Origin of the sequence: Curtobacterium sp. MCSS17_005 (genome assembly GCF_003234225.2) — a bacterium.
GTDB classification, from domain to species: domain Bacteria; phylum Actinomycetota; class Actinomycetes; order Actinomycetales; family Microbacteriaceae; genus Curtobacterium; species Curtobacterium flaccumfaciens.
The window spans coordinates 2,057,887-2,083,690 of the sequence record NZ_CP126258.1 but is presented as its reverse complement, the minus strand read 5'-3'; the positions used below and the strand labels follow the sequence as shown (position 1 = coordinate 2,083,690).

Genomic DNA, 25,804 nt, shown 5'->3' with positions numbered 1-25,804 from the left:
CGCGGCCTCTCGTCCCTCGGCCCCGCGCCGCGTCTACGGGGTGTCGGAGGGGTGCTCGGTGACGATCTGCAGCTCGGGTCGCTTCGCCGACACCCCGTCGCCGGACGAGGTGTGCTTGATGCGCCGGACCACCCACGGCACCAGGTACTCCCTGGCCCAGCCGAGGTCCTCGGCGCGGGCCTCGCGCCACGGCCGAGCCTCGAGCGGGTCCGGGTTGAACGGTTCGAGCCCGTGGGGCACACCGAGGGTGTCGAGCACCGCCGCGGCGATCGTCGAGTGGCCCATCGGGGAGTGGTGCAGCCGGTCGGGAGCCCACATCCGCGGGTCCCGGAGCACCCGGAGTGCCCACATGTTCGCCACCAGGGCGCCGTGCTTCAGGGCGATGGCGTGCAGGTTCTCGTTGTAGATCGCCGTCTTGCCGCGGACCATGCCGAGCACCGGGGTCATCCCGACGTCCGGGCCGGTGAACAGCACGACGGTGGCTCCGTCGCGGCGCAGGTCGGCCACGAGCCGGTCCACGCGCTCGGCGAGCTCGTCCGGGTCCGAGCCGGGGCGGATGATGTCGTTGCCGCCGGCGGACACCGTGATCAGGTCCGGGTGCAGGGCGACGGCGGCCTCGGCCTGCTCGTCGATGATCTGCTGCAGCAACCGCCCGCGGATCGCGAGGTTCGCGTAGGCGAAATCGTCGGTCTGGTGTGCGAGCACCTCGGCGACGCGGTCCGCCCAGCCGCGGTTGCCGCCCGGGACGGTGGGGTCGGGGTCCCCGATGCCCTCGGTGAACGAGTCACCGATCGCGACGTACCTGGTCCAAGGATGACGATCTGACACGTCCCGGACCCTAGTCTCGTGGCATGACGAAGGCCAACACGGACGCCGTCGGCTGGTCGGTGCCGGACGAGATGCTCAGCCGCATCGCCGAGCGCGCCCCCGGCTACGACGCCGCGAACGCGTTCTGCACCGAGGACCTCGACGAGCTCCGCGCCGCCGGCTACCTGCGGATCGGCGTCCCCGTCGAGCAGGGCGGGGCGGGCCTCGGCCTCCGCGCCACCGCACGGGTGCAGCGCGCCCTCGCCCAGGCCGCACCGGCGACGGCACTCGGCCTCGGCATGCACCAGGTGTGGGTGCAGGCGGCCCGCGCCGTCCGTGCGCGAGGCGAGTCGTTCCTCCAGGCCGTCACCGACCACGCTGCGGACGACCACCTGCTCGCATTCGGGGTGAGCGAACCCGGCAACGACGCCGTGCTGTTCGACTCGTCGACGACTGCGGAGCCGGACGGCGACGGCGGCTACCGGTTCACCGGGACGAAGGTCTTCACGTCCCTCGCACCGGCGTGGGACGTCATGAGCGTCTTCGGCAAGGACACCTCGGGGCCGGAGCCACGGCTCGTGCACGGGTTCGTCCTGCGGTCGGACGGCGACGTCGAGCACCTGGACGACTGGGACACGCTCGGGATGCGCGCGACGCAGAGCCGCACCACGAAGCTGCTCGGCGTGCAGGTCCCCGCCGACCGCATCGTCCGGTCGCTGCCGGTCGGGCCGAACCAGGATCCGCTCGTGTTCGGCATCTTCGCGTCGTTCGAGCTCCTCATCGCCTCGGTGTACGCCGGGATCGCGGAGCGGGCGATCGCGCTCGCGGCGACCGCCGTGGCGGGGCGGACCGGGGCCGACGGCACCCCGCGGTCGCAGGACCCCGACGTGCGCCGGGCGATCGCCGACCTGCGCGGTTCGGTCGACGCGATCACGCTGCAGGTCGACTCGCTGGCTCGGTCGGTCGACGAGCTCGACGACCTCGGAGCCCGCTGGTTTCCGCTGCTCGTCGGAACCAAGGCCCGGGCCGTGGACACCGCGCAGCACGTCGTGGACGAGGCCATGCGCGTCGTCGGTGGCTCGGCGTTCCGGTCGTCGAGCGAGCTGGCGCGGCTGGCGCGGGACGTCCGGGCGGGGCAGTACCACCCGTCGTCGTGGGACTCCGCGGCGCGGACGATCGCCGCGTCGGTGCTCGGCCCGCTCGGCTGAGCGCTGCGCTCGCACGGTGCGAGGTTGGCGTGGCCGCGCACGGTGCCGGGTCCGTCGGCCGGTGCGAGCTTGCCCGCTCGGTGCTGCCCTGTGGCGCCGCACCGTGCAACCAACCCGGCACCGAGTCGCGAAGGCCGCACGGTGCGGTGGGCGTGACGGCGGCGTGGCGCGGCCGCGCACGGTGCCGGGTCGGTCGGCCGGTGCGAGCTTGCCCGCTCAGTGCGGCCCTGTGGCGCCGCATGGTGCAACCAACTCGGCACCGAGTCGCGAAGGGCGCACGGTGCGACGGTGGGCGAGCAACCGCGCACGACGGGACGAACCTCGCACCGAGCGGCCGTGAGCACGCCCCGCACGGCGATGTCGGCGGCGCCTGGCATCATCTCGGTGTGAGCAAGCAGGACGGACGGAACCGCCTCGTCTCCGACGCACCGGTGGACGACGTCTCGGCGACCGTGCTGCACGTCGACATGGACGCCTTCTTCGCCTCCGTCGAACTGCTCGACCGCCCCGACCTCGTGGGGCTGCCGGTCATCGTCGGGCACGACTCCGACCGCTCCGTCGTCACCGCCGCCACCTACGAAGCCCGTCGCTACGGCGTCAACTCCGCGATGCCGATGGCCGTCGCCAAGCGCCGCTGCCCGAACGCCGTCATCGTCGAACCGCACTTCGAGAAGTACCGGGCGCAGTCCGCCGCGGTGATGGCGATCTTCGACCGGTTCACCCCGCGGGTCGAGCGGCTCGGCATCGACGAGGCGTTCCTCGACGTCGCCGGCGCCCTCCGCCTGTACGGCACCCCGTGGCAGATCGGCCAGGCGATCCGCCGCGCGGTCTTCGCCGAGACCGGTCTGCACTGCTCCGTCGGTGCGGCATCGACGAAGTTCGTCGCGAAGCTCGCCTCCAGCCGGTCGAAGCCGGACGGCCTGCTCGTGGTGCCCGCCGCCGACACCGTGGCGTTCCTGCACCCGCAGCCCGTGTCCGCGCTCTGGGGCGTCGGCGGCAAGACGCAGGAGACGCTCGAACGCCGGGGCATCCGCACGGTCGGCGACCTGGCGAACACCCCGCTCGGGTCACTGGTGTCGGCACTCGGCCCGGCCGGTGGGCAGCGGCTGCACGACCTGTCGTGGGGTCGCGATCCACGCGTGGTCGACACCGGCGTCGGTGAGAAGTCGATCGGGCACGAGGTCACGTTCGGCCGCGACCTGACCGAGCGCGACGACGTTGCCCGTGAACTCCTGCGCCTGGCCGACAAGGTCGCCGTCCGCCTGCGCCAGGCCGACGTGCAGGCCCGGACCGTGGCACTGAAGGTCCGGTACACCGACTTCACCACCCTCACCCGGTCGCGCACCCTGGCGGAGCCCACCGACGTCGCGAAGCGCCTCCACCGCGAAGCCGTCGAGCTGTACGACGTGCTGCACCGACCGGGCAACCAGATCCGACTGATCGGGGTGCGCGGCGAAAACCTCGTGCCCGCGGCCGCGAGCAACGCCCTATGGGACGACGACGCGCCGTGGCGCGACACCGAGACCACGGTCGACGCGGTCGCCGCACGCTTCGGCGCCGGCGTGCTGCGACCGGCATCCCTGGTCCGCCGGACCCCCGACGGCGGCGTCCCGCACGCTCGGCAGGACTGACGGTGGCGGTAGAATCGGGTTCAGTGAGCGCAGCGGAGTACGAAGACCAGCAGCCCGCCACGCTGTGGGCGGAGTCGGGTGACGACCAGTCCGGCGCAGGCGGATCGTCGCCGACGCACGACGGCAGCCAGGCGGACCAAACCCAGGCGCACGGTGACGCAGCCCGTGCCGAAGCCGATGCCGCGGCCCTGGCCGAAGCGGCCGGCAACTCCGCCGTCCAGCACCTCTCGCCGGCGTTCCCGGACCGGGCCGCCTGGGGCACGGCCTCGAAGCTCCGCGCCTGGCAGATCGAAGCACTCACGAAGTACTTCGAGAAGGAACCCCGCGACTTCCTCACGGCCGCGACCCCCGGCGCCGGCAAGACCACCTTCGCGCTGCGGCTGGCGACCGAGCTCCTCGCCCGCGGCACCGTCGACCGCATCGTCGTCGTGGCCCCGACCGAGCACCTGAAGCGCCAGTGGGCCGACTCCGCCGACCGTGTGGGCATCCGGATCGACCCGATGTTCAAGAACGGCGACGGCATGTTCGGCCGGCACTACCAGGGCGTGGCGATCACGTACGCCCAGGTCGGCATGAACCCCGAGGTGCACAAGCGCATCACCGAGGGCGGCCGCACCCTGGTCGTCCTCGACGAGGTCCACCACGGTGGCGACGCCCTGACGTGGGGGGACGGCATCCGAGAGGCGTTCTCCGGCGCCACCCGCCGGCTCTCGCTGTCGGGGACCCCGTTCCGGTCCGACACCGCGCCGATCCCGTTCGTGCAGTACGCCCCCGACGAGCAGGGCATCCGCACCTCGATCTCCGACTACAACTACGGCTACGGCCGAGCCCTGAAGGACGGCGTCGTCCGGCCGGTGCTGTTCATGGCCTACGCCGGACAGATGCGCTGGAAGACCCGGATGGGCGACGAGATGTCGGCGTCCCTGGGCGAACAGGTCACGAAGGACATCACGGCCCAGGCCTGGCGCACCGCCCTGTCACCCGAGGGCGAGTGGATGCCGGCCGTGCTCTCCGCCGCCGACAAGCGCCTGACCGAGGTCCGTCGTGGTGTGCCCGACGCCGGCGGCCTGGTCATCGCCACCGACACCACCACGGCACGTGCCTACGCCCGGATCCTGCAGCAGATCACGGGGGAGCGTCCCACCGTGGTCCTGTCCGACGAGGCCGCCGGCTCGAGCCGCATCAGCGCGTTCGCCGACGACACCTCGCGCTGGATGGTCGCCGTCCGCATGGTGTCCGAAGGTGTCGACGTCCCACGGCTCTGCGTCGGGGTCTACGCCACGAGCGCGAGCACGCCGCTGTTCTTCGCCCAGGTGATCGGCCGCTTCGTGCGTGCCCGTCGCCGCGGCGAGACCGCGAGTGTCTTCCTGCCGAGCGTCCCCGGCCTGATGGCCCTCGCCGCCACCCTCGAGCTCGAGCGCGACCACGCCCTCGACCGCCCGAAGGACGCCGACGACGGCATGTACAACCCCGAAGACGCCATGGTCGCCGAGGCCAACAAGGAAGACCGCGCGTCCGAGAGCCTGCTCGAGGTCCAGCCGTTCGAGGCACTCGACTCGCAGGCGTCCTTCGACCGTGTCCTCTACGACGGCGGTGAGTTCGGCACCGGCGGTGAGGTCGGTTCCCTCGAGGAACTCGACTTCATCGGCATCCCCGGGCTGCTCGAACCCGACCAGGTGCGCGACCTCCTGCGTGCCCGTCAGGCGACGCAGGCGAAGCGCTCCAAGGGCCGCACGGCCAAGGACGGCATGCCGAAAGCGCCCGAGCCCGACCGCCCGATGTACATGACCATCAAGGAGCAGCGCACCGAGCTCGCCCGGCTCGTGTCGATCTGGTCCCGGCACTCGAACGAACCGCACGGTTCGATCCACGCTGAACTCCGACGGATCAGCGGTGGCCCGGCCGTGGCGCAGGCGAGCATCGAGCAGATCCAGAAGCGCATCGACATCCTGCGCTCCCGCATCGGCGGACGACGGTGACCGCGGCGTGATCGAGCCGGTCGACGACCGCACCTGGTACGTCAAGCGCGACCCCGAGGCGTCACCCGAGGCGATCATCGACCGCTTCGGCGGCGGCTACCGACTGCGCCGCTTCTCCCTCACCGAGTCCCGTCGCACCCCGCACGGGGTGTTCACCGGACCCGAACTGGCCGAGACCGCGTGGTGGCGGCTCCGCGACAGGCCGCGGAACTCATGACGCGCCAAGCCAAAGTCCGGTAGACCGGAGGAATGGCAGACTCGATCCCTCACGTCCTCGTCCTCGGCGGCGGCTCCGCTGGCTACACCACGGTCAAGCAGCTCCAGAAGCACGCGGCCACGGTGCCCATGCGCATCACCCTGGTGGACCAGAACACCTACTACACGTACCTGCCGTTCCTGCCCGAGGTCGCCGGTGGCCACATCGCGCCGAAGGACGTCACCGTCGAGCTGCGCCGTGCACTGCGCAAGACCCGGGTGATCCAGGGCAAGGTCACCGCGATCTCCTCGGCGGACAAGACCGTCTCGATCGCGACCGCCGGCGGCGACGACCGTACCCTCGGCTACGACCACCTCGTCGTCGCCCTCGGTTCCGTCACCCGCACCTTCCCGACCCCCGGGCTCGAGGAGTACGGCGTCGGCTTCAAGAGCGTCGAAGAGGCCGCCTACGTGCGCGCCAAGCTCCTCGACAACATCGCGAAGGCCGCTGCCACCCGTGACGAGGACGAGCGTCGCCGTCTGCTGACCAGCGTCTTCGTCGGCGGTGGCTACACGGGCGTCGAGGCGATCGGTGAGCTGTTCGACGTGTCGCAGGCCGCCATCAAGACCTACCCGTCGCTCGCCGGCGAGCAGCCGCGCTGGGTGCTCATCGACGCCCTCGACCGCGTCGCTCCCGAGGTCGGCCCGGAGCTGTCCAAGTGGACGCTCGAGTCGCTCCGTGCCCGTGGCATCGACGTCCGCCTGAAGACCACCATGCCGAGCGCCGAGGGCGGTGTCGTCAAGTTCTCCGACGGCGACGAGTTCGCCACCGGTCTGCTCGTCTGGACCGCGGGCGTCAAGCCGAACCCGCTCCTCGACGCCTCCGACCTGCCGCGCGGGCCGAAGGGCCACCTCGCGGCGAACGCGAAGCTCCAGGTCGAGCCCGAGGACACCCACCAGGTCGTCGAGGGCGTCTGGGGCCTGGGTGACGTCGCGCAGGTGCCCGACCTGACCGCCGACAAGCAGCCGGCGTTCTACCCGCCGAACGCGCAGAACGCCGTGCGCCAGGCCGTGGTCGCCGCCGACAACATCGTCGCGACCATCACCGGCAAGCCGCTCGAGGAGTACCGCCACCCCTCCATCGGCACCGTCGCGTCGTACGGTGTCGGCAAGGGGGCCGCGAACATCAAGGGCATCAAGATGACCAACCTGCTCGCGTGGCTCGCGCACCGCGCGTACCACGTGTACGCGATGCCGACCCTGAACCGGAAGGCCCGCATCATCATCGGCTGGATCACCGGTGCCGTGTCGGGTCGCGACGCGACCTCGCTCATCAAGGAGACGGACCCGCGACGCAACTTCGTCGAGGCGTCGAAGAGCTAGGAGACGGAACGCGGCATCAGGCCGCAACTTCGTCGAGGCGTCGAAGAGCTAGACGCACCCACAGATCGGACGGGAGGCGCGGTGCCAGCTGGCACCGCGCCTCCCGTCCGTCTGTGCGGACGTCCACCGGCTGTCCGCCATCTGCGGTCCTGTGTCCGTTCCAACGTCGCGCGCGCCAGCGTGGACGGACGAGCGAGAGGAGCGTCCATGCGCGCCATGACGTACCGCGGCCCCTACCGGGTCCGCGTCGAGGAGAAGCCGGACCCACGGATCCAACACCCGAACGACGCCGTGGTCCGCGTCGAGCGGGCGGCGATCTGCGGGTCGGACCTGCACCTGTACCACGGCATGATGCCCGACACCCGCGTCGGGCACACGTTCGGCCACGAGTTCATCGGGGTCGTCGAGCAGGTCGGCTCGTCCGTCGAGACCCTGTCGGTCGGGGACCGCGTGATGGTCCCGTTCCACATCTCGTGCGGGACCTGCTGGTTCTGCGCCCGTGGCCTGTTCACGAACTGCCACAACGTCAACCCGAACGCCACCGCAGTCGGCGGGATCTTCGGCTACTCGCACACCACGGGCGGCTACGACGGCGGGCAGGCGGAGCGCGTGCGGGTGCCGTTCGCCGACGTCGGCCCGCAGGTGATCCCGGACTGGCTCGACGACGAGGACGCTCTGATGATGACGGACGCCCTGGGCACCGGGTACTTCGGGGCGCAGCTGGCGTCGATCCGCGAGGGCGACACCGTCGTGGTGCTCGGTGCCGGGCCGGTCGGCCTGTTCTCCGCGGCGTCGGCGTGGTTCATGGGAGCCGGCCGGGTGATCGTCGTCGACCAGCTCGAGTACCGGCTCGAGAAGGCCCGGAGCTTCGCGCACGCTGAGACGATCAACTTCGCCGAGGTCGACGACGTCGTGCTCGAGATGAAGAAGCAGACCGACTTCCTGGGTGCGGACAGTGTGATCGACGCCGTCGGAGCCGAGGCGGACGGCAACTTCACCCAGCAGGTCACCGCCTCGAAGCTGAAGCTGCAGGGCGGGTCCCCGACGGCGCTCAACTGGGCGATCGACGGTGTTCGCAAGGGCGGCACGGTCTCGGCGGTCGGCGCGTACGGGCCGATCCCGAGCGCGGTGAAGTTCGGGGACGCGATGAACAAGGGCGTCACGATCCACACGAACCAGGCGCACGTGAAGCGCCAGTGGCCGCGGTTGCTCGAGCACATCCAGGCTGGGCACTTCAAGCCGAGCGACATCATCACGCACCGCATCCCCCTCGAGCACATCGCCGAGGGGTACCACCTGTTCTCGTCCAAGCTCGACGGTTGCATCAAGACCGTCGTCGTGCCGTGAGGAGGCCCGACATGTCCGACCACACCCCGTACATCGCCGATCCACCCCGACGGGTGCCGTCGGCCGAGGAACTCCGTGCCCGCATCCCGGGGTGGGGGAGCGACCTCGACCCGGCGGACCGGCCGTCCGTCCCGAAGCTCTCCCGCGAGGCCGGTTCGGCCACCGGAGCCCACTGGGACCTCCCGCCGCAGCAGGACGGTGCGCACGGCCGGGAGCGCTCGATCGAGCACGCCCACGTGACGCCGGTGTTCGGCACCGCGCAGCCCCTGCACGGCGTCGCCGGGATCGTCCGGCGGTACGCCTACCGGCGGTTCAGCGAGGGCCGCCTGGCGCACTGGATGCTGCTCGTCGTGGGGGACCGCCTGGACGTCGCGACGCACCGGGTGACCGATGCGCTGCGGGGTCGGCCGGACCGGGTGATCAGCGAGACCGGTGTCGCGGCGGAGCGTGGGAACCACCCTGTTGCGTCGCGCCTGGGGTCGAGTCGGTCGGACTGGCGGCACCAGGTGCTCGACCCGGTGGTCGCGAACTGGGGCTGGCTGGCGGCGCTCGGCGCCGTCGTGCTGGTGGTGCGGCGGGTGCGCCGCTCGCGCTGATCGCGCGCGGTGCGCGCGGGGCTCGCAGCACGGTGCGGCGTTGCCCACTCGGTGCGAACGTGTTCCGTCACACGGAGTGCGCAACCTCGCACCGTCTCGCGACGCGCGCCCACTGCGGCCGGGAGGCGCGCTCCGGCCCCGCCCCGCGCCTCCCGTCCGCACGTCCCACGTCCACAGCCCGCCCTCCTGCGCCTGCCCCGACCGCCCCGAGCGCAGCGAGGTGGCGCGGAGATCGCCCTGAGCGCAGCGAAGTGGCGCCGGCGCGGAGGTCGCCCTGAGCGCAGCGAAGTGGCACGTGGATCGCCCTGAGCGCAGCGAAGTGGCGCCCCAGAGGCGGTGACGCCCTGAGCGCAGCGATGGCGGCACTCGCCGGGAAGACACAACAGAAAATGCCCCCCGACCGAAAGGTCAGGGGGCACGCATTTCCTGTGTCCGAGAGGGGACTTGAACCCCTACGCCCTAATACGGGCACTAGCACCTCAAGCTAGCGCGTCTACCAATTCCGCCACCCGGACAGGGTGTCTGGTGTCTGTTTCCCGGGTTGAACCCGGCGTTCCTGCCGAGAGAAGACACTAGCACGGGTCTGAACGCGCGATGAACACGGTCGCGCATCCCGGGCGAGTCCTGCGCGCGCTGTCCCGGCGACGGGGTCGGTGCCGACCGATACCGTGGAGCCATGACGAACCCGGAGCCCTCCGAGCCGCAGTCCGTGCCCGAGCTCGAGGCCACCGCGGCGATCGCCCGCGACCTCATCCGCATCGACACGACGAACTGGGGCGAGGGGAAGTCCCGTGGGGAGACGGAGGCAGCTCACTACGTCGAGGACAAGCTCCGCGCGCTGGGCCTCGAGCCGCAGTTGTTCGAGTCGGAGCCAGACCGGGTGAGCGTCGTGGCGCGGGTGCCGGGTCGGAACCGTGACGAGCCGGCGCTCGTGGTCCACGGGCACCTCGACGTGGTGCCGGCGGATCCGGCGAACTGGTCGGTCGACCCGTTCGGCGGTGTGGTCAAGGACGGTTCGCTGTGGGGGCGGGGCGCCGTCGACATGAAGAACATGGACGCGATGATGCTCACGTCGCTGGCGGACGTCATCGAACAGCACGGTGCGCCGGAGCGTGACCTGGTGATCGCGTACTTCGCCGACGAAGAGGCCGGGGGAGTCCTGGGGTCCCACCACGTGGTCGACCAGCACCCGGAGGTCTTCGCGGGGGCGTCGGCGGCGATCAGCGAGGTCGGCGGGTACTCGATCACGCTCGGTGACCGTCGCGCCTACCTGCTGCAGACCGGCGAGAAGGCGCTCATGTGGGTGAAGCTGATCGCGCGCGGCACCGCTGCCCACGGCTCGCACGTGATCCGCGACAACGCCGTCACGAAGCTCGCGGCGGCGGTCGCCCGGATCGGCAGCGAGGAGTGGCCCGTCCGGCTCTCGGCCACGACGGACGCGATGGTGGCCGAGGTGGCACGGTTCCTCGGGGTCGACCCGACGGTCACCGGCCCGGACGAGGTCGCCCTGGCCACCGGCTCGGCGTCGCGGTTCATCCACGCCGCGCTGCACACCACGTCGAACCCGACGGTGCTGACCGCCGGCTACAAGCACAACGTGATCCCGGACACCGCCGAGGCCCTGGTGGACATCCGCTGCCTGCCGGGTGACGAGGAGACCGTGCTCGAGCGGGTGCGGGAGCTCGCCGGGCCCGACGTCGAGGTGGTCATGTCGTTCCGCGACATCGGCCTCGAGCAGGACTTCGGCGGCCCGCTGGTCGACGCCGTCCGCGACGTCCTCGGCCGGCACGACCCGGGCGCCCCGGTCCTGCCGTACCTGCTGTCCGGCGGCACCGACAACAAGGCGCTCTCGACGCTCGGCATCGCGGGGTACGGTTTCGTGCCGCTGCAGCTGCCGGCCGGTGTCGACTTCCCCGCGATGTTCCACGGCGTGGACGAGCGGGTGCCGCTCGACTCGCTGGCGTTCGGTCGGCGGGTGCTGGGCGACCTGCTCGCCACGTACTGATATTGTTCATGGTCGCCGTCGTGGCGGTGCCCTGACCGACCTCCCCCTGAAAGGCCCGTGCGATGCACATCCTCGAGGCGATCTTCCTCGGCTTCGTCCAGGGGCTCACCGAGTTCCTGCCGGTGTCCTCCAGCGCGCACCTGCGCATCGTGGGGCTCTTCCTGCCCGACGCGAAGGACCCCGGTGCGGCCTTCACCGCCGTGACGCAGCTCGGCACCGAGACCGCGGTGCTCATCTACTTCTGGAAGGACATCACCCGGATCATCGGGCGGTGGTTCCGGTCGGTGGTCAAGCGTGACGTGCCGAAGGGCGACCCTGACGTCCGGCTCGGCTGGCTGGTGATCCTCGGCACGATCCCGATCGGGGTCGCCGGGCTCCTGCTCAAGGACTCGATCGAGACCACGTTCCGGTCGCTCTGGATCGTCGCGATCGTCCTCATCGTGTTCGGTGTCGTGCTCGGGGTGCTCGACAGGGTGGGCCGCAAGGAGCGCCGGATCGAGCAGATGACGTTCCGTGGTGGTCTGCTCATCGGCCTGGCGCAGATGCTCGCCCTGGTGCCCGGTGTGTCCCGTTCCGGTGCGACGGTGTCGATGGGTCTCGCCCTCGGGTACACCCGCCCGGCGGCCGCGCGCTTCGCGTTCCTGCTGGCGATCCCGGCGGTGTTCCTGTCCGGGTTCTACGAGGCCGCGACGAGCCTCGGCGACCACGGCTCGCCGTTCGGACTCGCCGACACGCTCATCGCCACCGTCGTCGCGTTCGTGGTCGGGTTCGTCGTGATCGCGGCGTTCATGAACTACATCAGCAAGCGCAGCTTCATGCCCTTCGTCGTTTACCGGATCGCACTCGGTATCGTGCTCATCGTGTTGTTGTCGCTCGGAGTGATCCAGCCGTGAGGGCCTGGCAGGCCCCATCCGTCCCCGACGTCCCCGGCGCCGCGCCCCGACCGGTCGTCCACGACACCGCAACGGGCAAGCCGGTGGACCCCGCCCGCGACGAGGACCGTGCCGCGCTGTACGTCTGTGGGATCACGCCGTACGACGCCACGCACCTCGGCCACGCGGCGACCTACCTGGCGTTCGACACGCTCGGCCGTGCCTGGCGTGACGCGGGGCTCGACGTCGAGTACGCGCAGAACGTCACTGACGTGGACGACCCGCTGCTCGAGCGTGCCGCCCGCGATGGCGTCGACTGGCGTGCCCTGGCGGCTGAGCAGGTCGACCTGTTCCGCCGCGACATGGAGTCGCTCCGGATCCTGCCGCCGGACGACTTCGTGGCCGTCACCGACGAGGTCGAGCGCGTTGCCGAGGCGGTCTCGTTCCTGCAGGAGTCCGGCTACGCGTACGAGGTCCCGACCGACGGCGCCGAGGGCGACGACCTGTACTTCGACGTGAACCGCCCGACCGACGCATGGACCCTCGGTGGCGAGAGCGGCCTGGACCGCGAGACGATGCTCGCCCTCGCAGCCGAACGCGGCGGCGACCCGGATCGTCCGGGCAAGCGCGACCCGCTCGACCCGCTGCTGTGGCGCGCCGCGCGTGACGGCGAGCCGGCCTGGGACACCGAGATCGGCCCCGGTCGCCCCGGCTGGCACATCGAGTGCAGCGTCATCGCCGGTGACCGCCTCGGGCTGCCGATCAGCGTGCAGGGCGGCGGGAGCGACCTCGTCTTCCCGCACCACGAGATGAGCGCCGGGCACGCTGCTGCCCTCGCGCACCAGCCCCTCGCGAACGCGTTCGTGCACACCGGGATGATCGCTTACCAGGGCACGAAGATCTCGAAGTCGCTCGGCAACCTCGTCACCGTGCGCGGGCTGCTCGACGACGGCGCCGACCCCCGTGCCATCCGGCTCGCACTGCTGTCGCACAAGTACTCCGACGACTGGGAGTGGTTCGACACCGAGCTGACGAGCGCCCAGACGCGGCTCGCCGGCTGGGACGCCTGGGCCTCGGGAGCCTCCGCCGGGCACGCCGACGACGCAGCGGACGTCGCGGCACGCATCCGCGCGCGGGTCTCCGACGACCTGGACACCCCCGGTGCCGTTGCTGCGGTCGACACGGCGATCGCCGGCGGCACGGCGTGCACGCCGGAGCTCCTCGACCTGATCGACGCGCTGCTCGGCATCCGCCTGGCCTGACGGGGGCCGCGACACGGTCGCGTGCGCGCCGCCGAGGGGTCAGGAACTGTCGCCCGGGCGGGCCGCAGCCGACAGTTCGCGACCACTCGCCGGAGGTGAGCGGGGTGTCGTGACCGTTCGCGGTCGCCGGACGGGAGGCCCGTGGCGAGGCCGACACGCGCCTCCCGTCCGCCGTGTGGTCGCGACACGTCGCGTGCGCGCCGCCGAGGGGTCAGGAACTGTCGCCGGGGCGGTCGGCAGCCGACAGTTCGCGACCACTCGCCGGACGTGAGCGGGGTGTCGTGACCGCACGCCGCACGCCGCACGCCCACCACGGACAGGAGGCACGGTGGCAGCCGGCACCGTGCCTCCTGTCCGTCAGCGGGTGACGGCTACTGCTGGGGCCGCCACGGCCCCTCGCCACCGGCGGTGCCGCCGTCCTTGCCGTCCTTGCGCTCACGGCGACGGAGGTACTGCTCGAACTCCTGCGCGATGGCGTCACCCGAGGCCTCGGGGGAGTCGACTGTGTCGCGCGCCTGCTCGAGCTGCCCGATGTAGGACGCCATGTCCTCGTCGTCGGCGGCGAGGGCGTCGATGCCCTCTTCCCACTCGGTGGCGTCGTCGAGCAGCGACCCACGGGGCACCGTGACGTCCGTGAGCTCCTCGATCTTGTCGAGCAGCGAGAGCGTGGCCTTGGGCGAGGGCGAGTTGTGCACGTAGTGCGGCACCGAGGCCCACAGGGACAGCGTGGTCAGCCCGGCCTTGTCCATGGCGTCGGCGAGGACCCCGAGGATGCCCGTCGGGCCCTCGTACGAGGACTTGTCGACGTCGAAGGCGGCGCGGACACCGGCGTTCTCGCTCGACACGAACACCGAGATCGGCCGGGTGTGCGGGACGTCGGCGAGCATCGCACCGACGAAGACGACTGCGTCGATCGAGTAGACGTCCGCCAGGTCGATGATCTCCGAGCAGAAGCCCCGCCAGGTGCGCGAGGGTTCCGGGCCGACGAGGACGAAGACGTCACGGTCGGTGGGGGAGCCGGTGGCGCCGATGACCGGACGGCCCTCGGCACCGGGGCCGTGCAGCACGATCCGGGGCCACTGCACGCCGCGGTCGCCGTTGTCGTCGGTGCCGACGGTGGGTCGGTTGAACTGGTAGTCGACGTACCGCTCGCCGTCGAGCTCACGCAGCTCGTCGAGCCCGAGCGACTCGACGATGCGACGCGCCAGACCGCTCGCGGCCTCGCCGGCGTCGTTCCAGCCCTCGAAGGCGACGACGAGCAAGCGACCGTCGCTGAAGGGGGAGTGCTGTGGCACGGAGCGGACCTCCTGGTGGTGGAGCGGAGCGGGGCGGGAGCGATGCCCCCGGCCGGACACGATTCAGGCATCCACTGTAGGCCCAGGGGGTGTCGGCGCACGCGCGCGTCCGCGCCCAGCGGAACGGCCCCGGTAGACTCGTCGCCCGTGACCGCGCATCCTCCTGCCCTCGTCCCGCCCGCAGCCGTGCTGTGGGACATGGACGGCACGATCATCGACACCGAGCCGATCTGGCAGCGGTCCCAGGTCGACCTGACGAACCGCTACGGCGCCGAGTGGACCCACGAGGACGGCCTGTCCCTGGTCGGGTCCGGCCTCGAGCGCTCCGGTGAGCTCCTGCGCGCCAAGGGCGTCGACATGGAGGTCGAGGAGATCATCCAGTGGATGACCGACTACGTCATGGAGCACCTGCGCGCCGGTGAACTGCCCTGGCGGCCGGGTGCCCGTGAGCTCGTCGAGGAGCTCCACGCCCGCGGCATCCCGACCGCCCTGGTCACGATGTCCCGTCGCAAGATGGCGCTCGTCGCCGCCGAGGCCCTGGGCGAACGCGGCTTCCGCGTCGTCGTGGCCGGCGACGACGTCGACCGCCCGAAGCCGTTCCCGGACGCGTACCTGTCCGCCGCGGCGCAGCTCGGCGTCGAGCCCACCGCGTGCGTCGCGATCGAGGACTCCGCCACCGGCGTCGCGTCGGCCGTCGCCTCCGGCGCCGTCACGGTCGCCGTCGAGCACATCGTCCCGCTGTCCGAGATCGCCGGCGGCGACGTGCACCTGACCACCCTGGCGGGCGTCGACGTCGACCGTCTGGTCGAGTTGACGACGCCGGCACTGGCCGCACGCGCTGCGCAGGCTGGGCCCACGCCGCCGGTTCCGGACCGACGCGCCAGCGGTGGGACGGCCGTGCCGGTGGGGAGAGGCGCGGTGCCGGACCCGGCGCACGCTGCGGACACCGAAGGGGTCACCCGATGAGCCACACCGACGACGCACGCGACGAGGCGGACGTGAGCCGCGCCTCCAGTCCGACCGCGGATCCGACCGCAGCCCTCCCGCACACCGCGGGCGGCGCACCGCACACGCCGCCGCGCGGCCCGTTCCGGGCCGGCGACCGGGTGCAGCTGACCGGTCCGAAGGGCAAGCTCACGACGCTGTCGCTCGAGACCGCGGGTGAGTACCACACGCACCGCGGGGTGCTCCGGCACGACGACGTCATCGGCCAGCCCGACGGCTCCGTCATCCGGGCGAGCACCGGTGACGAGTACCTCGCGCTCCGTCCGCTGCTCAACGACTACGTCATGTCGATGCCGCGTGGTGCCGCGATCGTCTACCCGAAGGACGCGGCGCAGATCGTGGCCTTCGCGGACGTCTTCCCCGGGGCCCGCGTGGTCGAGGCCGGCGTCGGCTCGGGGGCGCTGTCGCTGTTCCTGCTCCGCGCGATCGGCCCGACCGGGCAGCTGCAGTCGTTCGAGCGCCGCGAGGAGTTCGCGGCGATCGCGAAGGGCAACGTCGGCACCTTCCTCGGCGCGGTCCCGGACAACTGGTCCGTCACCGTCGGCGACCTGGTCGAGTCGCTGCCCGACGCGACCGAGCCGCAGAGCATCGACCGGGTCGTGCTCGACATGCTCGCGCCGTGGGAGTGCGTGGACGCCGCGGCCGACGCCCTCGTGCCCGGCGGACTCATCGTCTGCTACGTCGCGACCGTCACGCAGCTGTCCCGCACGGCCGAGGCCCTGCGCGACACCGGGCGCTTCACCGACCCGATGCCGAGCGAGACCCTGGTGCGCACCTGGCACGTCGAGGGCCTCGCCGTCCGCCCGGACCACCGCATGGTCGGGCACACCGGATTCCTCATCACGGCACGACGCCTGGCCGACGGCACCGTGCTGCCGAACCTGAAGCGCCGCGCGGGCAAGGCGGAGTTCTCGGACGAGGACATCGAGGCCTGGACCCCCGGCGCCGTGGGCGAGCGGGCGACGAGCGACAAGAAGCTCCGCAAGGTCGCCCGGCAGTCGGCGGCGCAGGCGCGCAAGGTCGCGGCGGCCGAGGCGTCGTCCGCGGCGGACGGTGCTGTGGCTCCGTCCGGGGCCGTCGAGGACGAACGGTAGGCTGACGGCGTGCCCGTCCTGCATCGAACGGAAAGAGGGTCCGTGCGCACCATCCCCGCACTCCTGGTCACCATCGGTCTCGCGGTGTCGCTCACCGCCTGCGCCTCGAACGGTGCCGGCACCACGCCCTCGAGCTGTGCCGCTCCCGGCGCCGCGTCCGAAGCGGTGACCGCCACTGGCAAGTTCGGCTCGGAGCCGAAGGTGAACGTGCCGAAGGGCCTGACCACCAAGGGCACGCAGGTTTCCGTGCTGAAGCAGGGCTCCGGTCGCACGATCGACGACGGCACCCCCGTCCTGGTCGAGTACACCCTGGTCGACGGTTCCACCGGCGAGGTCGCCCAGACGAGCGGCTACTCGGGCCAGACGGCACCGATCACCGCCGGTGCGAGCAACTACGGGGCCCTCGGTGCCTCGCTGCAGTGCGCCCGCGTCGGCGACCGCCTGGCGGTGGCCCTGCCGAAGAGCGCCCTGAGCAGCACCGGCGGCACCGCTGGCAGCTCCTCGTCGGGGAAGACCGAGGACGCCGTGATTGCCGTCATCGACGTCAAGCGCGCCTTCGACGCCCGTGCCACCGGCACCCCGCAGCTCGCCGGCGACAAGATGCCGGCCGTGGTGCTCGCACCGTCCGGCGCCCCCGGCATCACGATCCCGTCGTGGAGCGCCCCGAAGTCGAACGAGACGCACCTGCTCCGCAAGGGCGACGGCCGCGAGCTCACCGCGAAGGACACCGCGGTCATCAAGTACACCGCCGTCACCTGGGGTGCCGACCCGTCCGTCGCCGGCTCCAGCTGGACCGACGGATCCGGTGCGCAGGCCATCCCGCTCACCAAGGGCCAGGTGGACGAGGGCGTCCGGACCGCCATCGTCGGGCACCACGTCGGGGACCAGGTCCTGGCCATCGTCAACCAGCAGGGGACCGCGTACGCGTACGTGATCGACGTCCTCGGGGCGATCTCGAACTGACCCGGTCCGACCGTCCACGGACCGCGGCGCGGGTGCACTCCGGTGCACCCGCGCTGCCGTAGGATCGGCTCGTGCCAGCGACCCGTGTGCCCCGTGTGCCCGCCGAGGAGCGGCTGTTCAGCCTCGTGCTCGCGCTGCTCTCGACGGAGTCCGGGCTGACCAAGGCCGAGATCCTGGCCAACGTGCAGGGGTACCGGCAGCGGTTCTCGACCGGTGGCGACAACGCCTCGCTCGAGCGCCAGTTCGAACGCGACAAGGACGACGTCCGCGAGCTCGGCATCCCCCTCGAGACCATCGAGACCCCGGGTGCCGCGGGCAACAACCAGACGCTCCGGTACCGGATACCGAAGGGCGAGTACGACCTGCCCGTCGACGTCCGCTTCACCCCGGACGAATCCGCGCTGCTGTCCCTGGCCGCGATGGCCTGGCGCGAAGGTGCACTGTCCGCCGACTCCCGCCGCGGCCTGTTGAAGGTCCGCTCGGCCGGTGCCGAGGACGACGACGGTGCCCTGCAGCTCGGGGTGGACGCCTACGCCCCGCGGCTCCGCGCCCGGGATGCCTCGTTCGAGCCGCTCCGTTCCGCGCTCGACCGCGGTGCAGCCGTGCGCTTCGACTACATCACGCCGGGGCAGCACGACGCCCGTCGGCGCGAAGTGGCTCCGCTCGCCCTGGTGCAGCACGGCGGCCGGTGGATGCTCGCCGCCCACGAGTTCGCGACGGACTCGGACAGGAACTACCTGCTGGCCCGCATCGTCGGACCCGTCACCCAGTACGAGGTCGGGCAGCACACCGCTCCCGTCGGCGCGGGGGAGCGCACCCTCGCCGAGCTCGAGCGGATCTGGGCAGAGCGCACCGCGCGCATCGCCGTGACGCCGGGTTCAGACGCCGAACGCCGACTGACCCGTCGCCGCGACACCGAGACCGACGCCGACGGCGCGCTCGTGCTGCACCACGTCGACCCGCAGATCCTCGCCGAGGAACTCGCCGCCTTCGGGCCCGAGGTCCGGGTGCTCGAGCCCGACGACCTGCGGTCACGGGTCGAAGAGCGCCTCCGGGCACTCGTGCGTGACCACACCGACGACGACCGTGCTGCAGCCCCCGGAGAGGACCCCGTTCGTGGCTGACGCCCAACCCCTGCAGGCGCAGGACAAGCTCGCGTTCCTGCTCGCCCTGGTGCCGTACCTGATCGACCGCGAGCGGGTCTCGGTGGCCGAGGCCGCTCGGCACTTCGGTGTGCCCGAGGCCCGCATCCGGCGCGCCGTCGAACTCATCGCGGTGTCCGGGGTGCCCGGCGAGACGATGCAGTACCAGCACGGCGACCTGTTCGACATCGCCTGGGACGACTTCGACCAGAACGACATGATCGTGCTGACCAACCTGGTGGCGATCGACGACTCACCGCGTCTGTCGGCTCGTGAGGCGTCGGCGCTCATCGCCGGTCTGCAGTACCTGTCCGCGCTGCCCGAGGCCGCCGACCGTGACGCCATCCGCGCGCTGATGGCCAAGCTGTCCCGCGGTGCCGGGGGAGCGACGTCGACCGTCGCCGTCGGGCAGGACCTGCACGACGTCGCCCTCGCCACCATCCGCCGGGCGATGTCCGACGGCCGCGGCCTGGTCTTCGAGTACGCCGGACCGCGGACCCAGGGCGGCACCCGACGGGTCGACCCGCTCCGGGTCGAGTCCATCGACACCGACTGGTACCTGCGCGCGTGGGACCTCGACCGGCAGGCGCTCCGGACGTTCCGGCTCGATCGCATGTCCGAGGCCCGGGTCGACGACCGCCCGGCCGAGAAGACCATCGACCAGGTCGTGATCCCGGACACGCTGTTCCAGCAGGCCGCCGACGACGTCATCGTCACGGTGGAACTCGACTCCACGTCACTGCCCCTGGTCGCCGACTTCCTGTCCGACACCGCCGACGCGCCCGACGGTGACGGTCGTGTGCGCATCCGGCTCGCGGCGTCGCACGGGTTCGACGGGGTGGTCCGGCTCGTCGCCGGGTTGCCCGGTCGTGCCGTGGTGCTCGACCCGCCAGCGGCCCGTGACGCGGTGCGCGACTTCGCGGCCGCTGCCCTCGCCGCCGGCTGAGGTCTGCCGCTGCAGTCCCTCCGAGCGCTGCACGTTCCGACCGGGTACGCCCGATCCTGCACGGTATGCCTGATCTCGCCAGGTACGCCCGATCTCGCACGGTGGACCTCGGGTACCTGGTTGTTCCGGGCGTACCTGGTGTGATCTTCCGACCCGGTATGCCCGTTCCCGCCAGGTATGCCCGAACTCGCCAGGTAAGCCCGATGTCGCACGGCACGCCCGATCCCGCACGGTGAAGCTCGGGTAGCTGGTCGTTCCGGGCGTACCTGGGGTGTTGCTCCGACCAGGTACGCCCGATCTCGCCAGGTATGCCCGATCCGGCACGGTGAACTTCGGATACCTGGTCGTTCCGGGCGTACCTGGTGTGTTGATCCGACCAGGTATGCCCGATTCCCGCACGGTGAAGCTCGGGTACCTGGTGGTTCCGGGCGTACCTGGTGTGTTGCTCCGACCAGGTACGCCCGGTCTCGCTCGGTACGCCCGATCCCGCACGGCGGACCTCGGGTACCTGGTCGTTCCGGGCGTACCTGGTGTGTTGTTCCGACCAGGTACGCCCGATCCCGCCCGCCCACTCGCCCGCCCGCTCGCCAAACGCCCGCCCGCCGCCCGCCCACCGCCCACCCGCCACGCGGCCGCGCCGACCCCCGGCGGACTGTCGGTCCCGACCCCGTAAGATCGAGCACATGGCTTCGACGACCGCGCGCGGGCGAGCGAAGCGGCAGGGGCGCCAGAAGACCGACGCCGAAGGCCGCATGTCGCTCGGGCAGCACCTCATCGAGCTGCGCAACCGTCTCTTCCGCGCAGTCGTGGCGATCGTCGTCGGTGCGATCGGCGGCTGGTTCCTCACCCCGTGGGTGCTCGACGCGCTCCGGGCACCGGTGACCGAGCTCGCCAAGGTCGGCGGACACACGGCCGAGCTGAACTTCCCGATGATCACCGGGGCGTTCGACCTGAAGCTGCAGATCGCGATCACCATCGGCGTCGTCATCGCGAGCCCGGTCTGGCTCTACCAGATCTGGGCGTTCATCGTGCCCGCGCTGGTCCGGCGCGAGCGGCAGTACGTCTGGGGCTTCCTCGGCACCGCGATCCCGCTGTTCTTCGCCGGATGCTACTTCGGGTGGTACATCCTGCCGCACGTGGTCGGCATCCTCGGCAGCTTCGTGTCGAGCCAGGACACCTCGATCGTCGATGCGAAGGCGTACTACGACTTCGTCATCAAGCTCATCGTCGCGGTCGGCATCGCGTTCGTGCTGCCGGTGTTCATCGTGCTGCTGAACTTCGTCGGGGTGCTGTCGGCCTCCGCGATCATCAAGAGCTGGCGCGTCGCGATCCTCTGCATCCTGGTCTTCTGCGCCATCGTCACCCCGAGCGCCGACGTCATCTCGATGTTCCTGCTGGCCATCCCGATGACCGTGCTGTACATCGCGGCCTGCTTCATCGCGTGGATCCACGACCGCCGTCTGGCCAAGCGCCAGGCGAAGCTCGACGAGGAGTACGACCTGTGAGCGGCACGAGTGCGGCTGAGCGGTTCGCCGCGGCCAAGGTGCGCAACCGGTCGCGCAACCTCGAGCTCTTCCGGACGGACCTGCGGTTCGACCTCGACCCGTTCCAGTTCGCCGCCTGCGACTCGCTCGACCAGGGCCGCAGCGTCCTCGTCGCCGCCCCGACCGGAGCCGGCAAGACCATCGTGGCCGAGTTCGCCATCTGGCTCGCCATGCGCCAGCCGACGGCGAAGGTCTTCTACACGACGCCGATGAAGGCACTGAGCAACCAGAAGTACGCCGAGCTCGTCGACGTCTACGGTGAGTCCGAGGTCGGGCTGCTCACCGGCGACACGAACGTGAACCCCCGCGCCCGCGTCGTCGTGATGACGACCGAGGTGCTCCGGAACATGATCTACGCCGACTCGGACCTGCTCGACGACCTCGCCTGGGTGGTCCTCGACGAGGTGCACTACCTCGCCGACCGGTTCCGCGGTGCCGTGTGGGAAGAGGTCATCCTGCACCTCCCGACCGAGGTCCGCCTGGTCTCGCTCAGCGCGACGGTGTCCAACGCCGAGGAGTTCGGCGACTGGCTGCAGACCGTCCGCGGCGACACGGACGTCATCGTCTCCGAGGACCGTCCCGTGCCGCTCGAGCAGCACGTCCTGGTCGGTTCGAAGATGGTCGACCTGTTCGACTCGAGCGGTGCCGCGGCGACGAATCGCGTGAACCCCGAACTGCTCCGCATGGTCGGCGGCGGTTCGCGGAGCGAGCGGAACGGCGGCGGCCACCGCGGCCGACGCGGTCGTGGTGGCTACCCCGAGCGCCGTGGGCCCCGCACCGAGAAGGTGCACCGCGAACAGATCGCGCACATGCTCGACGAGCGGATGCTCCTGCCCGCGATCTTCTTCGTGTTCAGCCGCAACGGTTGCGACCAGGGCGTCCGCAACGTCCTGCGCTCGGGGCTGTCCCTGACGACGGTGCAGGAGCGCAACGAGATCCGCGAGACGGCGGAGTACCACTGCCGCACCCTGCTCGACGAAGACCTGGCCGTCCTCGGCTACTGGGAGTGGCTCGAAGGGCTCGAGCGCGGGGTCGCGGCGCACCACGCCGGCCTGCTCCCCGCCTTCAAGGAGGTCGTCGAGAACCTCTTCCAGCGCAAGCTCCTGAAGGTCGTGTTCGCCACCGAGACGCTGGCGCTCGGCGTGAACATGCCGGCGCGCACCGTCGTGCTCGAGAAGCTCGAGAAGTTCAACGGCGAAGCCCGTGTGCCGATCACCCCGGGGGAGTACACGCAGCTCACCGGTCGTGCCGGTCGTCGTGGCATCGACGTCGAGGGGCACTCGGTCATCCAGTGGACCGACGGGCTCGACCCGCAGGCCGTCGCGTCGCTGGCCAGCCGTCGCACGTACCCGCTCAACTCGTCGTTCAAGCCGACCTACAACATGGCCGTCAATCTGATCGACCAGTTCGGCCGGCAGCGCACGCGCGAGGTCCTCGAGACGTCGTTCGCCCAGTTCCAGGCCGACCGATCGGTGGTCGACCTCGCCCGCAAGGTCCGCTCGCAGCAGGAATCCCTCGACGGCTACCGCGAGGCGATGCAGTGCCACCTCGGCGACTTCACCGAGTACTCGGCGCTCCGTCGCGAACTCTCCGACCTCGAGCGCACGAACGTGCCCGGCGGTCGCGAGGCGTCGCACGGCGCCCGCCAGGAACGCCAGGCCGCGATCACGGCGGTCCGCCGCCAGCTGCAGCGCCACCCCTGCCACGCCTGCCCCGAACGCGAGGCGCACGCCCGCTGGTCCGAGCGCTGGTGGAAGCTCAAGCGCGCCAACGACAAGCTCGTCCAGCAGATCCGGTCCCGCACGGGCGCCGTCGCGACGACCTTCGACCGTGTCACCGAGGTCCTGCTCGAGCTCGGCTACCTGGTGGACGCCGGCAACGGCGAAGCCACGGTGGCCGCGGGTGGCCGTCGCCTGCAGCGCATCTACGGCGACCGCGACCTGCTCGTCGCCGAGTGCCTCGAAGCGGGGGTCTGGAAGGACCTCACCCCGGCACAGCTCGCCGCCATGGCCGCGACGATCATCTACCAGCCCCGCCGCGAGGACGCGCCCGGCACGGAGCACGCCCTGCCCCGCGGTGCGTTCCGCCCCGCGCTCGACGAGACACTGACCATCTGGTCGCGCCTGGACGACATCGAACGTGCGGCGCGCCTGGCCGGTTCGCAGCCGCCGACCCCCGCGATGGCCGTCGGCATGTTCCGCTGGGCCTCGGGCTCGGCCCTCGACGACGTCCTCCGCACCCTCGACCTGCCGGCTGGCGACTTCGTCCGCTGGTCGAAGCAGGTCATCGACCTGCTCGACCAGATCCGGAACGCCGGCGACGACGAACTCGCCCAGACCGCCCGACGGGCGACGGACGCGGTTCGCCGCGGCATCGTCGCCTACGCGGCGGTCTGACTGGAGGCCCGGTGCGGGTTCCGGAGACCAGTGTGCGCGGGCTGCCCGCTCGCGTCGGCCGCGGGGCGGTCGCGACCGGCCCGTTCGCCGCGTTGCCGCTGGGCACCGCGCTGCCGTTGGCCGTCATCGGTGGGATCCTCTTCGCGCTCGCGTTCCCGTCGCCCGGGTGGTGGTTCCTCGCCTACCCGGCACTCGCCTGCATGCTGCTCGCGGTGATGGGGCAGCGGGCGCGGCGCGCGGCGTGGATCGGCTACCTCGCCGGCGCGGCGTTCTGGATCCCGGCCATCTCGTGGGCCGGTCGCTACCTGGGGCCGGTCCCGTGGTTCGCACTCGCCCTGCTCGAAGCCGCGTTCTTCGCGCTCGGCAGTGTCGCCATCGCCCTGGCGTACCTCTGGGTCGCCCGCGTGGTGCCCTCGACCGCCGGACGCGTGTGGGGCCTCCCGGCTATCGTCGCCGCCCTCTGGACCGGACGCGAGTGGTTCTCGGGGAGCTGGCCGTACGGCGGTTTCGCCTGGGGGCGGGTCGGCCTGTCGCAGTCGCAGGGGCCGTTCACGCACCTGGCCGCGTACGTCGGCGTCCTCGGGCTAACGTTCATCGTCGTGTACTGCGTCGCGGTCGTGGTGTCGCTCGCGCTCGTGGCACCCCGTGTGCCGGGCGCGACGCTCCGGCTGCCCGTGCGGGTGGCGACGGCGGGTCTGCTCGTCGCGGCGGTCCTGGCCGTGCCGGCGTGGCCGACGGCGACGAGCGGCACGATCCGGGTCGAGTCGGTGCAGGGCAACGGTCCCGCGGGCTACTTCGACCGTGCGGAGCCCGGCGACGTCCTGGCGGCGCAGGTCGCGGCGACGGACGTGGACGCGAAGGGTGTGGACCTGGTCGTCTGGCCCGAGGCAGGTGCGGAGTACGACCCGCGCCAGCAGCCGGTCATCGCCTCCGCCCTCGACTCGGTGGTCGACTCGCTCGACGCCCCGATCGTCGCGGGTGCCATCACGCAGACCCCGTCGGGGGTGCTGCACAACACGTCGTTCGTGTGGACCGCCGACGGCTGGCAGTCGTCCTACGACAAGAAGCGTCCGGTGCCGTTCGGCGAGTACGTGCCTGACCGCTGGTTCTTCTCCAAGCTCGCGCCGTCGCTGATCGGCCTGTTGCAGCGCGACTACACGCCGGGGACGAAGCCGAACGTGCTCTCCGTCGCGGGCATCCGTGCCGGCATCTCGATCTGCTTCGACATCGTCGACGACGGGCTGACCGCCGACATGGTGCGCGGGGGAGCGCAGGTGATCCTCGCGCAGACGAACAACGCCGACTTCTCGGGCACCGACGAGAACCTGCAGCAGCTCGAGATCGCGCGGATGCGGGCCATCGAGACCGGCCGGTCGCTCGTGAACATCTCGACCGTCGGAGCGTCCCAGGTCATCGACCCGAGCGGCCGCACGATCGACCGGGTGCCGGAGTACACCGCGACGTCGATGGTGACCGACGTGCCGCTCGGCACGTCCACCACCCCGGCGTCGATCCTGTCCGGCTCGATCACGCTCCTGCTCTCCCTCGGCGGCCTCCTCGTGCTCCTCGCCTGCGCGCCCTGGGGTCGTCGCACCCGCTCCTGATCGGACTCGCCGCGCCCAGCCACTGGGAACGGACTGTGAATGCGCCGGTACGGGATTGATGGGGCGTGGGACAGTGTTGTGGAGGGCAGACGAGCGAGAGGAGCACACACATGGCTGATCGGAGTCTCCGCGGCATGCGGCTCGGGAGTCAGAGTCTCCAGAGCGAAGAGGGCGTCGAGCTCTCGGATCGCAAGCGTGCGGTCTACCAGACGGATTCGGGTGAGACGTTCGACATCGTCTTCTCCGCTGACGCGGACGTCCCCCAGACCTGGTCGGAGCCGCGCTCCGGTCGCGAGGGCCGGCTGCTCGGCGACGACGGGATCCCCGTCGAGGTCGCCGAAGAGGACGTGAAGGCACCCCGCACCCACTGGGACATGCTGCTCGAGCGCCGCTCGCGCGAAGAACTCGAGGAGCTCCTCGAAGAGCGCCTGCAGGTACTCCGCGCACGACGCGGCGCCTGACACCACCGAACACACGACGACGCCCGCCCCGGTTCCCCGGGGCGGGCGTCGTCGTTCGTTCGTACCGGA

The 25,804-nt window shown here is 71.4% G+C and carries 21 protein-coding genes and 1 tRNA gene; 19 read left to right on the top strand and 3 right to left on the bottom strand.

Annotated elements, in window-relative coordinates; all coding sequences use genetic code 11:
- Nucleotides 1-33: 33 nt before the first annotated feature.
- Entirely contained in the window at nt 34-828 is a 795-nt protein-coding gene (locus tag DEJ20_RS10050; protein ID WP_071244716.1) for an SGNH/GDSL hydrolase family protein, read from the bottom strand.
- 23 nt (nt 829-851) lie between these two features.
- Here DEJ20_RS10050 and DEJ20_RS10045 point away from each other — a divergent pair, with 23 nt between their 5' ends.
- The 7 genes from DEJ20_RS10045 to DEJ20_RS10015 all read left to right on the top strand — a co-directional run bounded on the left by DEJ20_RS10045 (nt 852) and on the right by DEJ20_RS10015 (nt 9,146).
- Complete coding sequence (locus DEJ20_RS10045; RefSeq protein ID WP_111236773.1) at nt 852-2,015, top strand: acyl-CoA dehydrogenase family protein; 1,164 nt, start codon at nt 852-854, stop codon at nt 2,013-2,015.
- Nucleotides 2,016-2,401: 386 nt separating this feature from the next.
- Nucleotides 2,402-3,646: a DNA polymerase IV gene (gene dinB, locus DEJ20_RS10040; protein ID WP_111236774.1), complete on the top strand. Its 1,245-nt coding sequence runs from the start codon at nt 2,402-2,404 to the stop codon at nt 3,644-3,646.
- Between the two features lie 188 nt (nt 3,647-3,834).
- Nucleotides 3,835-5,625, top strand: a complete 1,791-nt coding sequence (locus tag DEJ20_RS10035) for a DEAD/DEAH box helicase (protein WP_111024996.1) — start codon at nt 3,835-3,837, stop codon at nt 5,623-5,625.
- 7 nt (nt 5,626-5,632) lie between these two features.
- Nucleotides 5,633-5,842 (top strand): hypothetical protein, encoded by a 210-nt coding sequence (locus DEJ20_RS10030; protein WP_017887301.1) that lies wholly within the window; start codon nt 5,633-5,635, stop codon nt 5,840-5,842.
- A 32-nt stretch (nt 5,843-5,874) separates the two neighbouring features.
- A complete protein-coding gene (locus DEJ20_RS10025) occupies nt 5,875-7,203 on the top strand; it encodes an NAD(P)/FAD-dependent oxidoreductase (protein WP_111236775.1) in 1,329 nt (442 codons plus the stop codon).
- Between the two features lie 207 nt (nt 7,204-7,410).
- Nucleotides 7,411-8,550 (top strand): zinc-dependent alcohol dehydrogenase, encoded by a 1,140-nt coding sequence (locus DEJ20_RS10020; RefSeq protein WP_111236776.1) that lies wholly within the window; start codon nt 7,411-7,413, stop codon nt 8,548-8,550.
- Between the two features lie 11 nt (nt 8,551-8,561).
- Entirely contained in the window at nt 8,562-9,146 is a 585-nt protein-coding gene (locus DEJ20_RS10015; RefSeq protein WP_111055571.1) for a CxxCxxCC domain-containing protein, read from the top strand.
- Nucleotides 9,147-9,575: 429 nt separating this feature from the next.
- Here DEJ20_RS10015 and DEJ20_RS10010 read toward each other — a convergent pair.
- Nucleotides 9,576-9,661, bottom strand: a tRNA-Leu gene (locus DEJ20_RS10010).
- A gap of 161 nt (nt 9,662-9,822) precedes the next feature.
- On the opposite strand from DEJ20_RS10010, the gene DEJ20_RS10005 reads away from it, so the two are divergent.
- The 3 genes from DEJ20_RS10005 to mshC all read left to right on the top strand — a co-directional run bounded on the left by DEJ20_RS10005 (nt 9,823) and on the right by mshC (nt 13,285).
- Nucleotides 9,823-11,151, top strand: coding sequence for a M20/M25/M40 family metallo-hydrolase (locus tag DEJ20_RS10005; RefSeq protein WP_111236777.1), 1,329 nt, complete (start codon nt 9,823-9,825; stop codon nt 11,149-11,151).
- A gap of 62 nt (nt 11,152-11,213) precedes the next feature.
- Nucleotides 11,214-12,044, top strand: a complete 831-nt coding sequence (locus tag DEJ20_RS10000; protein WP_027465647.1) for an undecaprenyl-diphosphate phosphatase — start codon at nt 11,214-11,216, stop codon at nt 12,042-12,044.
- Complete coding sequence (gene mshC, locus DEJ20_RS09995; protein WP_111236778.1) at nt 12,041-13,285, top strand: cysteine--1-D-myo-inosityl 2-amino-2-deoxy-alpha-D-glucopyranoside ligase; 1,245 nt, start codon at nt 12,041-12,043, stop codon at nt 13,283-13,285. The genes DEJ20_RS10000 and mshC overlap by 4 nt, the downstream gene beginning before the upstream one ends.
- Before the next feature lie 371 nt (nt 13,286-13,656).
- Here the strand turns inward: mshC and DEJ20_RS09990 are convergent, their stop codons facing one another.
- Nucleotides 13,657-14,580, bottom strand: a complete 924-nt coding sequence (locus tag DEJ20_RS09990) for a proteasome assembly chaperone family protein (RefSeq protein WP_027465645.1) — start codon at nt 14,578-14,580, stop codon at nt 13,657-13,659.
- 147 nt (nt 14,581-14,727) lie between these two features.
- Between DEJ20_RS09990 and DEJ20_RS09985 the strand changes: the two genes are divergently transcribed.
- The 9 genes from DEJ20_RS09985 (at nt 14,728) to DEJ20_RS09945 (ending at nt 25,735) form a co-directional block, all read left to right on the top strand.
- On the top strand, nt 14,728-15,546 hold the full coding sequence (locus DEJ20_RS09985) for an HAD family hydrolase (protein WP_258377282.1): 819 nt from the start codon (nt 14,728-14,730) through the stop codon (nt 15,544-15,546).
- Nucleotides 15,543-16,679: a tRNA (adenine-N1)-methyltransferase gene (locus tag DEJ20_RS09980; protein ID WP_111236779.1), complete on the top strand. Its 1,137-nt coding sequence runs from the start codon at nt 15,543-15,545 to the stop codon at nt 16,677-16,679. The genes DEJ20_RS09985 and DEJ20_RS09980 overlap by 4 nt, the downstream gene beginning before the upstream one ends.
- Before the next feature lie 42 nt (nt 16,680-16,721).
- Nucleotides 16,722-17,642, top strand: a complete 921-nt coding sequence (locus DEJ20_RS09975) for an FKBP-type peptidyl-prolyl cis-trans isomerase (protein ID WP_111236780.1) — start codon at nt 16,722-16,724, stop codon at nt 17,640-17,642.
- Between the two features lie 71 nt (nt 17,643-17,713).
- Complete coding sequence (locus DEJ20_RS09970) at nt 17,714-18,766, top strand: helix-turn-helix transcriptional regulator (RefSeq protein ID WP_111236781.1); 1,053 nt, start codon at nt 17,714-17,716, stop codon at nt 18,764-18,766.
- Nucleotides 18,759-19,730: a helix-turn-helix transcriptional regulator gene (locus DEJ20_RS09965; protein ID WP_111236783.1), complete on the top strand. Its 972-nt coding sequence runs from the start codon at nt 18,759-18,761 to the stop codon at nt 19,728-19,730. The genes DEJ20_RS09970 and DEJ20_RS09965 overlap by 8 nt, the downstream gene beginning before the upstream one ends.
- 752 nt (nt 19,731-20,482) lie before the next feature.
- On the top strand, nt 20,483-21,235 hold the full coding sequence (gene tatC / locus DEJ20_RS09960; protein ID WP_111054254.1) for a twin-arginine translocase subunit TatC: 753 nt from the start codon (nt 20,483-20,485) through the stop codon (nt 21,233-21,235).
- Complete coding sequence (locus DEJ20_RS09955) at nt 21,232-23,670, top strand: DEAD/DEAH box helicase (protein ID WP_071244709.1); 2,439 nt, start codon at nt 21,232-21,234, stop codon at nt 23,668-23,670. Before tatC ends, DEJ20_RS09955 begins: the two co-directional genes overlap by 4 nt.
- An 11-nt stretch (nt 23,671-23,681) precedes the next feature.
- The gene (gene lnt / locus DEJ20_RS09950; protein WP_258377238.1) at nt 23,682-25,274 is read left to right on the top strand and encodes an apolipoprotein N-acyltransferase; all 1,593 of its coding nucleotides are present in this window, start codon (nt 23,682-23,684) and stop codon (nt 25,272-25,274) included.
- A 110-nt stretch (nt 25,275-25,384) separates the two neighbouring features.
- Nucleotides 25,385-25,735: an RNA polymerase-binding protein RbpA gene (locus DEJ20_RS09945; RefSeq protein ID WP_027465636.1), complete on the top strand. Its 351-nt coding sequence runs from the start codon at nt 25,385-25,387 to the stop codon at nt 25,733-25,735.
- The last annotated feature ends 69 nt before the right edge of the window (nt 25,736-25,804 follow it).

Bases quoted from the DNA above. Each gene is read 5' to 3' on its own strand.
- DEJ20_RS10005 (WP_111236777.1), top strand. From the start codon at position 9,823: ATGACGAACCCGGAGCCCTCCGAGCCGCAGTCCGTGCCCGAGCTCGAG.
- DEJ20_RS10045 (WP_111236773.1), top strand. From the start codon at position 852: ATGACGAAGGCCAACACGGACGCCGTCGGCTGGTCGGTGCCGGACGAG.
- DEJ20_RS10000 (WP_027465647.1), top strand. From the start codon at position 11,214: ATGCACATCCTCGAGGCGATCTTCCTCGGCTTCGTCCAGGGGCTCACC.
- DEJ20_RS10025 (WP_111236775.1), top strand. From the start codon at position 5,875: ATGGCAGACTCGATCCCTCACGTCCTCGTCCTCGGCGGCGGCTCCGCT.
- DEJ20_RS09980 (WP_111236779.1), top strand. From the start codon at position 15,543: ATGAGCCACACCGACGACGCACGCGACGAGGCGGACGTGAGCCGCGCC.
- tatC (WP_111054254.1), top strand. From the start codon at position 20,483: ATGTCGCTCGGGCAGCACCTCATCGAGCTGCGCAACCGTCTCTTCCGC.
- DEJ20_RS10020 (WP_111236776.1), top strand. From the start codon at position 7,411: ATGCGCGCCATGACGTACCGCGGCCCCTACCGGGTCCGCGTCGAGGAG.
- DEJ20_RS10015 (WP_111055571.1), top strand. From the start codon at position 8,562: ATGTCCGACCACACCCCGTACATCGCCGATCCACCCCGACGGGTGCCG.
- DEJ20_RS09945 (WP_027465636.1), top strand. From the start codon at position 25,385: ATGGCTGATCGGAGTCTCCGCGGCATGCGGCTCGGGAGTCAGAGTCTC.